The 10049-nt window shown below is 62.4% G+C and carries 13 protein-coding genes and 1 pseudogene; 3 read left to right on the top strand and 11 right to left on the bottom strand.

The window, feature by feature from the left end:
- The 4 genes and pseudogenes from LCM4576_RS37420 to LCM4576_RS29435 all read right to left on the bottom strand — a co-directional run.
- Positions 1 to 161, bottom strand: a pseudogene (locus LCM4576_RS37420) (replication protein); the annotation flags it as partial.
- A 5-nt stretch (positions 162 to 166) separates the two neighbouring features.
- Entirely contained in the window at positions 167 to 448 is a 282-nt protein-coding gene (locus LCM4576_RS29450; protein WP_041002472.1) for an AlpA family transcriptional regulator, read from the bottom strand.
- 295 nt (positions 449 to 743) lie between these two features.
- The gene (locus LCM4576_RS29445; protein ID WP_071035943.1) at positions 744 to 1070 is read right to left on the bottom strand and encodes a DUF736 domain-containing protein; all 327 of its coding nucleotides are present in this window, start codon (positions 1068 to 1070) and stop codon (positions 744 to 746) included.
- A 638-nt stretch (positions 1071 to 1708) separates the two neighbouring features.
- Positions 1709 to 2812: a LuxR C-terminal-related transcriptional regulator gene (locus LCM4576_RS29435; RefSeq protein ID WP_071035113.1), complete on the bottom strand. Its 1104-nt coding sequence runs from the start codon at positions 2810 to 2812 to the stop codon at positions 1709 to 1711.
- A gap of 174 nt (positions 2813 to 2986) precedes the next feature.
- Here LCM4576_RS29435 and LCM4576_RS29430 point away from each other — a divergent pair, with 174 nt between their 5' ends.
- The 3 genes from LCM4576_RS29430 to LCM4576_RS29425 all read left to right on the top strand — a co-directional run bounded on the left by LCM4576_RS29430 (position 2987) and on the right by LCM4576_RS29425 (position 4396).
- Positions 2987 to 3436: a cupin domain-containing protein gene (locus tag LCM4576_RS29430; RefSeq protein ID WP_052467698.1), complete on the top strand. Its 450-nt coding sequence runs from the start codon at positions 2987 to 2989 to the stop codon at positions 3434 to 3436.
- 129 nt (positions 3437 to 3565) lie between these two features.
- Positions 3566 to 3772 carry a hypothetical protein gene (locus LCM4576_RS35370; protein WP_083361507.1) on the top strand — a complete coding sequence of 69 codons (207 nt, stop codon included), beginning with the start codon at positions 3566 to 3568 and terminating at the stop codon, positions 3770 to 3772.
- Entirely contained in the window at positions 3773 to 4396 is a 624-nt protein-coding gene (locus tag LCM4576_RS29425) for a class I SAM-dependent methyltransferase (RefSeq protein WP_083361506.1), read from the top strand.
- A gap of 198 nt (positions 4397 to 4594) precedes the next feature.
- Here LCM4576_RS29425 and LCM4576_RS29420 read toward each other — a convergent pair whose 3' ends face one another.
- From LCM4576_RS29420 to LCM4576_RS36650, 7 genes are all read right to left on the bottom strand, one after another.
- Entirely contained in the window at positions 4595 to 5089 is a 495-nt protein-coding gene (locus LCM4576_RS29420) for a DUF2285 domain-containing protein (RefSeq protein ID WP_071035111.1), read from the bottom strand.
- A gap of 55 nt (positions 5090 to 5144) precedes the next feature.
- Positions 5145 to 5339: a transcriptional regulator domain-containing protein gene (locus LCM4576_RS37415; RefSeq protein ID WP_083361508.1), complete on the bottom strand. Its 195-nt coding sequence runs from the start codon at positions 5337 to 5339 to the stop codon at positions 5145 to 5147.
- A gap of 889 nt (positions 5340 to 6228) precedes the next feature.
- A complete protein-coding gene (locus LCM4576_RS29410; RefSeq protein ID WP_041002458.1) occupies positions 6229 to 6420 on the bottom strand; it encodes a CsbD family protein in 192 nt (63 codons plus the stop codon).
- Positions 6421 to 6629: 209 nt separating this feature from the next.
- Positions 6630 to 7283: a hypothetical protein gene (locus LCM4576_RS29405; RefSeq protein WP_244510949.1), complete on the bottom strand. Its 654-nt coding sequence runs from the start codon at positions 7281 to 7283 to the stop codon at positions 6630 to 6632.
- Positions 7284 to 7790: 507 nt separating this feature from the next.
- Entirely contained in the window at positions 7791 to 8117 is a 327-nt protein-coding gene (locus LCM4576_RS29400; RefSeq protein WP_071035941.1) for a DUF736 domain-containing protein, read from the bottom strand.
- Positions 8118 to 8322: 205 nt separating this feature from the next.
- A complete protein-coding gene (locus LCM4576_RS36655; RefSeq protein WP_157901244.1) occupies positions 8323 to 8466 on the bottom strand; it encodes a hypothetical protein in 144 nt (47 codons plus the stop codon).
- Between the two features lie 328 nt (positions 8467 to 8794).
- Positions 8795 to 10049 (bottom strand): hypothetical protein (locus LCM4576_RS36650; RefSeq protein WP_071035940.1); only part of this gene is annotated, 1255 nt, incomplete at its 5' end.

Genomic DNA, 10049 nt, shown 5'->3' with positions numbered 1-10049 from the left:
TCGATCGGCGCGATGCGCCTGGTTTTTGCGAGGGAGAAGAAGGGATAGGCCATGAGGTCCTGCGCATCGCGTGGCGCGACCACGCCCGGCAGCGCCTGGAACAGGTCGAGCTGTTCGCGCTCCAACGGTTGACGTGGTCTGGCCGACAAAGGGGAAATCAGCGTACTCAGCGCCTTTCGCGCCCGGCATAGGGGATCAGGCGGGCGGCTTGAGGCTTTGCGGGCAGCACCGAGCCATGCGGATCGGACGTCGATGTCATCGCGCCGCGCTGGACCCAGAGCTGGAGGTCGTCGACGGCGTAGACGACGCGGCCGCCAAGTTTGCGATAGGCAGGCCCGGTCCCGTAGGTGCGGTGTTTCTCGAGCGTGCGCGCCGAGAGACTGAGGAAATGCGCGGCTTCAGAAGTGCGCAGGTAGCGCGGCGGCAGTGGCGCGGCGTCGGCGTTCATGAGGTGTCTCCTTCCGGCCGTTGCGGTTGAACGGCGATCGATTGCCAGGATGGAGGAGCAAGGGCACCGTGATCAGGTGCGCAATTGAGGGGCGCTATTTCGCACCGCGAGGGCCGTCGGGGGTGGCGCAGGCGCCTGCATCGATCGGCGGTAGCGGCGCTCGACCATTTTCGCGCTATCTCGTATCAAGCAGCGCAGTCGCTCACGGGAAGTCGGCTCGGACAGGCCGGCGCCCGCAAGGCCTTCGCGCCATCAGGAGACGCCTCGCCCGGTGTCGGGCGAGGCGTCTGCCGATTCAGTCGCCGTTGCGGCGGTTGGGGCGTGACCAGATGAGGCTGTGGCCCTCACCTTCCTCGTCGGCGAAGAGGTTGGCGTAGATCGGAGCGGTGAAGCTCGGGTCGTCGAGCTTGAGCCCGAGATAGTCGCGGCCCTCGGTGGAGCGCTTGGACCAGGCGGCGCCGATCTCGGCCTTGCCGACCACCACGCGATGGCTCGGAGCATTTTCGCCGCTGGCCCGGGTGTCGGGGACGATGCGTACGCTCTTGGCCTGGACGCTCAGGGTGACGATCTCGCCGGTGAACTCGTTCGCATTGGTCTTCTTGAAGGTGCCGATGGTAGCCATTTTCAATCTCCGTTTTCGTTTCCGAGCCCGCACCATGCGGCCTCGATGGCGATCGTGAGGCCGAAGGCAACCGCCGCCGCATCGCTTGCGACCGAAAAAGAGCGGAGGATGGCGCAGGCGCGCGTTTCTTGAGTTGCGCGAGGAATGGGCTTCGCCCAGGGGAAGAAACTCGCGACGCGCCATTGCGGCATAGGCGGTCGAGGCTTCAGCCGTCCTTCGGCCAGATCAGTCCGTTCGAGAGGTCGTTGGTGCGCTCTGAGAAACTGCCGACGGAGACGATGGGATCATCTGCGAGTAAAGCGATGGTGTCGGCCGTTTCGCCCGTGCTGATGTTACCGCGCCTGACATGTGCTGCATCAGAGGCTGGACCCATCTGGCGATCGCGGACGGGATCAGCCTCGGCTTCGGGTGATGACTGGTGATGCCGTTGCTGGAGCCTATCGAAGCTGGTCCGGACACGCGCTCTCCAATGCCGGCCTTTGCGCTGGAGCGGCCGTATGTTGCGGACGTCTCACTTGGGCCGACAGCGGACCGGCAGGCCGTAGAGGGATAAGTGAGGATCTGCCATGGGTGCGCGGGGGCTCGCCATGTCGAAAGCTTTGCAACCAGCTTGCGCAAGTCTTGCTGCGCTCCAGATGTCACTCRTAAACGACACTCGCCGCGATGAGACGCACCAGCTCCGCCTGCCGCCGTGTCTCGGTCTTCTCGAATGCGTGCTGCAGGTGGGTGCGCGCGGTGGTCAGGCTGATGCGGAGCTCGTCTGCGGCCGCCTGCAGCCCTTCGCCGCGGGCGATCGCGATTGCCACGGCCGCCTCGGCCGGGGTCAGCCGATAGAGATTGCGCAACTGGCCCTGYGCGGTCCGCGGCGCGCTGTCCGGATCGGCCACGAACACGATCGCGGCGGGGCGGCCGGCCAAGAACCAGGTCGACTTGGTCCTCAGCGGCGCCACCAGCACGCTCAGCGGTCGCCGCGGCGCCGGCCGCGCGAGCGCCATCACGCCGCCCGCAGTGTCCGACCGCTCCGCGGCCGCGACGATCAACCGCTGGAATTGCGCGGCATCCGCGCGCCTGGCTGCGCGCAGCGCCGATTTCTCTGTCCTGATTCCGTCCGCTTCAGTAAGCAGCGCTTCGGCCACCCGGTTGGCGAACAAGATCTCGCCGTTTGCCGCCACGATCAGCACGCCTTGGGCAACGCGGTCGAGCGCCTCGACATTGGCACTCCTGGYGATCTCCGAACGCGAGAGGCGCAATCCCACGCTCGCCGCGCGGACCAGATGCGGCCCGATACGGCGCAACCGGTCGAGGTGCTCGGGCTCGAACTCTCCTGTTGTCTCGGCGCGTCCGCAGGTGAACACGACGCGCGTGTCCGGCTCGTTCACCAGCACGACTCCGATCGAGTGGCACATGTCGCCAGGCCGGCAGAAGTCGTTGTAGAATTCGGAGCGCCGGTAGACCTCGCGCGGTAGGAGCTCCCAGATCGGGATCAGCGTACCGGCGCGCAGCCGCGCGATGCGCGGCAGGAACACATTGGTCTTGTAATAGTACCGCGCATAGGTGAGGTCCGCCTCGGGCGGCATGCGCACCGAATTCGCTTCGCTGCGCAACGTTCTTGTGTTCTGGAACGTGAGCTTGGTGGCGGCGCCTTCGAGGAAATCGGACAGCGTCTCGAGAACCTGCGGCCAGCGGCCGGGTTCGACCGCCGCATCGTAGATCTGCCCCACCATGCCGTCGAAGTCGTGCATGTTTGCCGGCTTTCACCGCTCCCTCGCCTGAGGGGATTTGCAGTCTGCCGGAAGCCGGCTTCACTGACAACCATTCCCCGCCGCATCTCGTATGTTCATACGAGGCGACCGCTGAGGCCAGCGTGTAGCTATCGTGACGCCATCAAGCTTCACATCAACCACATGTGGTGAAAGATGCAAACGCGGGCAGCACCTGGTACTGAAACCGACTGGAATGGTACGCATTACGAAACGCTGCTGACGGCGCGCGAGACCGGCGGCAAGCTCGGGGCATTTGCATCCGATGCTGGTCCGGGCGATGGACCGCCACGCCATCGCCACCCGAAATCCGACGAAGTCTTCATCGTTCTCCAAGGGCGGCTGCGCTTCTGGCGTGCCGGGGAGATTTCCGAGCGTAGCGCCGGGGCATTGTTCTACATTCCCGCTGGTGTCGAGCACACCTTCGTCGTCGTTGAGCGTGCGCGATGGATCGCTATCCTGTCCCCAGGTGGCCTCGAAAGCTTTTTCCCGACGGTTGCCGCGCAGGGACTGGAAATTCCGCGCGACCTCGCGGTGATCAAGGCGATTGCGACCGAGTTCGACATGGAAATTACCGGGCCACCCTTCTCGATCGCTGGGCCATAACGCACTTGGCGTGTCCGCGCATTTGGCTTCACCGGATCGACTGGTATGATCGTCGGGCCGACCGAATTCGGGAATGTCGATGGTCGGCTGAGATGATCCGCGAAGTTGCCGGCAAAAAGGGGCGATGACATGGAAGCGGCGCCGCGTTCACAGATTGCAGAGCACTACGCGCGAGGCACCCTGATCGCAGATATCCGTGATGGTCTTGCCGCCTTGGGGAAGACCGAAAGCACGGTCACGGCCGAGGACCTCTCGCCGGTGGACGAGTTTCACATTGGCGGCCGCGCCGCCACGGGAGAGCTGGCAGGGCAACTTGCGCTCACCACCGGGGATTGAGTGCTCGACATCGGCTGCGGCCTGGGTGGCCCGGCCAGACAGATCGCTGAGCGCTACGGCTGTCAGGTGACCGGCATCGACCTCACTCGCGACTACGTCGAAGCCGGCGCCGTCCTCTCCGGCTGGCTTCATCTCGAGGACCGCGTCTCGTTGCAGCAGGGCGATGCTTTGGCGCTGCCCTTCGCAGATGRATCGTTCACCGCCGCTTACATGTTGCACGTTGGAATGAACATTGCCGACAAAACCGCACTGTTTTCGGAGGCAGYGCGGGTCCTGCGCGCGGGCGCCCGGTTCGGTGTCTTCGACGTCATGCGCACCGGAGCCGGCGAGCTGTCTTATCCGCTGCCATGGGCGAGTACGGCAGATGCGAACGCGATCGCCACGCCAGAGCAGTACCGCGACGCGCTTTCCGCGGCAGGGTTCGAGGTCTTGTCGGAACGCGAGCGGCGCGATGTCGCGCTTGACCATTTCGCGCGGCAGCGCGCCCAGGCGGCCACAGGGCGGGTAGTACTGGGGATCCAGACGCTCATGGGAGCGCGGCGGCCGCAGATGGTCCGAAACATGGTCGAAAGTATTTCAGCGGGCCTGATTGCGCCGGTCGAGATCATTGCCCGAAGGTGCTGATGCCTGAGTTCGATCGCTGGCTCTGGCTGCTTCGGGTCAGAACTTCAACGAAGGAGCCCTGCCCTGGCACCGTCGGCTTAGGTGATCAGCAGAGCTGGCCTCAGCGGCCGTAAGGCGGAGCAAAAAACGTCATTCAATTCACGATCATAACCATGGGCGTGCAGAAGATGCGTTAAGTGACGAAGGCGTGGAAACCCTTCAGGAATGACGCCGTCGCGCGCGAAGCAAATGGCGATAGCCGCGCTCGACCATCTTCAGGCCGTCACGAACTAAGCGATGCGTCTGATAGCGAAAAGCCGAGTCGTGCCAGTCGGCGGCGCTGACCAGCCGTCGACCGAACAAGACGGTCGCCACTTCGAAATGGGATGCCCGCTCTTCCYGRCCATCGAGGCATCGCAGCATGTGGCCAAGGCGACGGYGCTGCGCCGCRGTCAACCGCGCGTCGGGAAGGTGCTGCCTGTGGATCGAGCGGATGAACCGCTCAATGGCCTCCAGCCGGTCGTACGCCATGCCGTCCAGTGGGATGATGGCGGCAACCGGTTCATCCGGCTTGGCGTCGCCAAGAACTGYCAGTTGCGTGCCGCCAGACCGTGTATGGAGGCCGACCTCATCATGCCGGCCCACGCCTCGCGGTACGTCGATGGTGCTGCCTTCCCGCGTTTGCAGTTCGGGCGGAACCTCGACAAGATTCACGACCCCAGGGTTGATCTCTGGTGCCCAATAGACGGGCTGCTCGATAGCGGACTGGTCAGGCCTGGCGGCGAAACTGCAAACCCCAGCGCTTGCGTAGTGCCCGCATCGCCTTAGCCGAGCGAGAGGTTGYGAAGTCCCGCTGATACAAGGGATTGCGGCGCAGAAACTCCCAGGYAATCTCATCGGCGGTTGCGCCTTTGATGAATGCATATGCCTGTGGGTCACGCCACTGCGATGTATCCGRCTTCATCCGCATCCTTCCCTTCTCGACGATTTGATAGGGGGGCGCGGCGTTGAGCGAGATCCTTGGATTCCGTCATTGACGAACGGAGGAGGAGAGAACCCGGCGGCGAGCAATCGAGCGAGAGGTATCCCGATGCATATGCTGCTGGGCGGCTTGCCTGGAAAGCCGTTCAGCTTTTGCGACGTTTCGGAACATTTTAGCCTCGCTGAATTTCATCTTCGCATGACGGAGCCACACGAAACCGGAGAAGCCGAGGATGCCAACCGGCGGGAACTCACCCCAGCCTATTGCCGGGCTGCTCGCGCGCTGCTCGATTGGCCTCAGGTCCRCCTGGCTGCGAAGTCCAATCTCAGCGAAGCCACGATCCGCGACTTCGAGAGCGGGAGGCGCATCCTCCGCACTGGAAGGATTGTGGCGGTCCGCWAAGCCTTCGAGTCGGYCRGCGTGACGTTAACGCTTGGCGGCCCTTTGCTGACAACGTCGGCGGATATTCCCTTAAGTGAGACAGAAGACCAGCGGGCCGGCGCACCGGCGGCGCGTACGTCGAAAAGGATCCGCAGTCGACCGCTGAAGGGTGAGGACGCCGAGGTCAAACACGTCGTTCAAGTGCATGACATTTCACCGGCCCAGCGCGAGAGCTGGTGCGCCGTCACGGTAACGACTGGCGCAAGATCGACGAGGCTGCGACAGTCTACAAGGACGACAAATGAAGGGCCGCTTGACCGAGCATATGCCGCTTCGTGATCGCCTTACTGGGCGGTGAAGAAGGTCGACAACACCTTACCCCTTCTCGCCGAGCAGGCAGACATGCCGCCAATATCTCGATCCGCATTTCGCTTCGCCAAAGRAAAAGCCCGCGTCGCCGCGGGCTTGTTCATTGTTGAATATTTGACGATCAGGTCTTGTCGACGACGTTCTTCACGGCGTCCTTGACCTGGCCCTTGGCGACCTGTGCYTTACCCTTGGTTTCCTGAACCTTGCCCTTGGCCTGTTCCTCGTGATTGTCCACGGCCTTGCCGAGGGCTTGGCGCGCCTTTCCGGCGACTTCGTTGGCATTGCCCTTAACCTTGTCCGATGTGCTTCCCATGACGCGCTCCCTTGCTGGATTAAGGCATTCACTCCGCAAGAGAATCTGTTCGTCGACAATTGGTTCCCGATTCCGGAAGACCGCAGCAGAATAGAGGGTCGTGACAGCGGGAACGGACGGGCGCGTCCATTGCTCGGACATCTTGTAACATGAAGATCGATCCGCCGCTCACAGAACGCTCGAGGAGCCCCGCGTAACGTTTGCGATCCCTACTGGCTCGCGCCCTGCAGTGTCTTGAACGTCTCTGTCCAGTTGCGATAGGCCTCGTCATCACCTTGGCTCCACGCGCTGAACGCGCGCCAGGCCGCAAAAGACGAAGCGGGCTGCTCGAAGAGCGCGCCGATCGATTGGTCGCCGGCGGGCTGGTCGCATATCGCGTCATGAGCGAGACGCCGCAGGTCAGCCAAGGCAGAGCGGATCTGCGGAAGCGGAAATTCGAAAAGATCGCTGTTGTCGTTCGCTTCTCGAACCACGACCGCAAGCTTGGCGRTCACACCCGCCAACGATTGTGCCGGCGTCGCCGCGATCTCGGCCAACAGGGCGTCGGCCTTGTCCGCCGCATCCTCTTCCCGGCCATCGAGATCGTCGCAGTCGGCGCTAGCCCCCTCCCCGCGCTCAACAAGAGCGCCTGTAGGCAAAAGTGCGCCGCGCTCCAAGAGCCCCTCCTCCTCTTGCTGCTGCCGGACTGAGGAAGCCAGCATCTCGACATGGGCATCGATCCAGGCAAGGGACAGGAGAAGTGCGGGGTCGTGTGACAACGGAGCTTCGGCTGAAGAGCCGGCAYACTCTTTGGTCAACGGAGATTGCATCTCCCGTCCAAGCGTGACGGAAGGCAAAGTCGTGGTATTGTCGGAATCAGCCATGATCCGAGCTCCCACACAGCTTGGCTTTGGTCAGGTCGGGCAAGGTGTTCCTGCACCCTGCTCGACCGTTTCACCGCCGCCCATGACCTGGAGATGATCTCTCGTGGGTCGCAGGCGGTGGCAACTAGCGGTGATTTAAGTGAACGCAGGCAAAAAATCAAGCCCTATGGCATCAAATGATACTTTTAGTATAGATGAACTTACAAGCGGACAAATTCGAGCCGCACGTGCTTTGCTTCAATGGGATCAGAAAACGCTTGCGGAACGGTCCAAGGTCTCACTCGCTACGATCAAACGACTAGAGCCTCTAACCGGTCCAATAAGTGCAAACAGGGTGACCATTGACGCGTTGCGACGCGCACTCGAATCCGCAGGCATTCAGTTTATCCCGGAGAATGGTGGTGGTGCGGGTGTCCGGCTCGCCAGCCGTTCTGATCAATCGTAGCAAGGTTTCGCAGTCAGCATGAAAGGACGCCTCGCCCGGTGCCGGGCGAGGCGTCTTCTAGGTCACTCGCCGTTGCGGCGGCTGGGGCGTGACCAGATGAGGCTGTGGCCCTCACCTTCCTCGTCGGCGAAGAGGTTGGCGTAGATCGGAGYGGTGAAGCTCGGGTCGTCCAGCTTGAGCCCGAGATAGTCGCGGCCCTCGTTGGAGCGCTTGGACCAGGCGGCGCCGATCTCGGCCTTGCCGACCACCACGCGATGGCTTGGAGCATTCTCGCCGCTGGCCCGGGTGTCGGGGACGATGCGTACGCTCTTGGCCTGGACGCTGAGGGTGACGATCTCGCCGGTGAACTCGTTCGCATTGGTCTTCTTGAAGGTGCCGATGGTAGCCATTTTCAATCTCCGTTTTCGTTTCCGAGCCCGCACCATGCGGCCTCGATGGCGATCGTGAGGCCGAAGGCAACCGCCGCCGCATCGCTTGCGACCGAAAAAGAGCGGAGGATGGCGCAGGCGCGCGTTTCTTGAGTTGCGCGAGGAATGGGCTTCGCCCAGGGGAAGAAACTCGCGACGCGCCATTGCGGCATAGGCGGTCGAGGCTTCAGCCGTCCTTCGGCCAGATCAGTCCGTTCGAGAGGTCGTTGGTGCGCTCTGAGAAACTGCCGACGGAGACGATGGGATCATCTGCGAGTAAAGCGATGGTGTCGGCCGTTTCGCCCGTGCTGAGATTGCCACCGTCTGACATGTGCTGCATCAGAGCCTAGACCCAACTGGCGATCGCGGATGGCGTCTGTTCGTCGTCGAGCGCACGACAAGGTAATGCCGTTGCTGGTTGCTACCGAGCTCGGCCAGCCGCTCGCTCGGCGCGCTTTTTAACGCTTTGAGAGCTCCTTTATTCCGTCCAGCGTCTCGATGCCGTTCTCAAACAGCGCCATCTTCTCCGCCGCCAGCGTCTCGCGCTCGGCACTGCCCAACGGCAGATCGGCCCCAAGCTCTTTGAGGCGGCTGAGGAACGACGGCGCAACACGTCTCTACCTCGGATGCTCAACGACCGGCGCCCTGAGATCGGGCTGCTAGGGAGTCGCACCTGGAGTAGTCACAGAGGCCGGCCTCGACCCGGCTGATGTAGGCTGAGCGGAAGCGGGGCCGGGTTGAGACCGCGCCGGAACAGTGTCGCGCGCGGGGGCCAGTGCAACGGTAATAGCGACCACAAACGTAACCGCTACCGCAATGCCCCCGGCCAAGGATACGACATTCAGGATGCGCTCTGCGTCTCGGCCAGGCCTCACCACCAGCTTGGAGTAGTCTTCTTCCGATAAGAAGCGATAAATCTGGTTCCGCCAGACGTCTCGTAGCTGGCGCTGCAGGGCGGCGAACCTATGACCGGAATATATGACTACGAAGATGTAGGCACAGACTATTGTCATCACCGCCACAATCAACAGAGAGGGTGCGTTAGCGGCGACGCGCGCGGCGATCAAACCAATCCCGATTCCTAGGGCCGAGGCTACAGCAGCAGCAACCTGTCGTGTGGCATCGGTGATTTTACCGGTCTCGTCAGTCACCGCCTTCCGCAGATCAGCAAGCGCCCTCAAATTATCTGCGCTCACCTTCGCAAGTGACATCTGATAGGCGATCTTGGCGCCCTCCAACGCGAAGGCAACATTCTCTTTGATACATTTTATGGTGTCAGCGTGGTTACCTCCGGTTCGAGCCAACTCCGTCGCAAAGAGTGTGTGCTTAGTCTCAGCCTCGCGATCCAACTCGTAAACCCATCGCGCGGCCGCCTGAAGCTCGCCGAAGCCGTGTTTGCCCAAATCACGGACTGTATCCGCATCAGTCGCAACCGGCGGCAAACTCAACCGTGGCGGGCCTCTGAACACATACGCACCCGTGTTCTGATCGATTTCGTTGGCCAAGGAGGGCAAGATGGCTCGGATTGCATGCTCAGCCCACTGGCGGAATCGCTGGTTTGCGTCACTCCAAGTTTTAGGATCCGACAAAAGCCAACGTCCGATCGACTGCGGCACTACGCGCAGCGCCCCGTATTCGTGCACAAGCGTGCGTGGGCTGCGCAGCGTCATAGCGGTTGAAAGGTCGAAATTGGTCGACTCCAGTGGAACGAACCGAACCTCCTCGGTGGCGATGGCAGTGTCGAGCCCCACTACGATGACAGTTTTTGCGAGCGCGGAGCCGGCGAGCCAATCGCCAAACCCCGATGCCGTCAGCAGTAGGATTTCGTCTGCCCCGAGCTTGGGTTTTTGCGCGGAAATGCGATAGGGGCCAAAGTCATCGGCAATGTCGTCGTGCTCGGTCTCCGAGCCAGCC

Origin of the sequence: Mesorhizobium sp. LCM 4576, assembly GCF_001854815.1 — a bacterium.
GTDB lineage: Bacteria > Pseudomonadota > Alphaproteobacteria > Rhizobiales > Rhizobiaceae > Mesorhizobium > Mesorhizobium plurifarium.
This window is presented reverse-complemented; position numbering and strand designations above follow the sequence as displayed.

Coding starts and splice junctions, on each gene's coding strand:
- LCM4576_RS29450 (WP_041002472.1), bottom strand. CDS start 448: ATGAACGCCGACGCCGCGCCACTGCCGCCGCGCTACCTGCGCACTTCT.
- LCM4576_RS35370 (WP_083361507.1), top strand. CDS start 3,566: ATGGAAGCGGCGCCGCGTTCACAGATTGCAGAGCACTACGCGCGAGGC.
- LCM4576_RS36655 (WP_157901244.1), bottom strand. CDS start 8,466: ATGTCAGACGGTGGCAATCTCAGCACGGGCGAAACGGCCGACACCATC.
- LCM4576_RS29445 (WP_071035943.1), bottom strand. CDS start 1,070: ATGGCTACCATCGGCACCTTCAAGAAGACCAATGCGAACGAGTTCACC.
- LCM4576_RS29430 (WP_052467698.1), top strand. CDS start 2,987: ATGCAAACGCGGGCAGCACCTGGTACTGAAACCGACTGGAATGGTACG.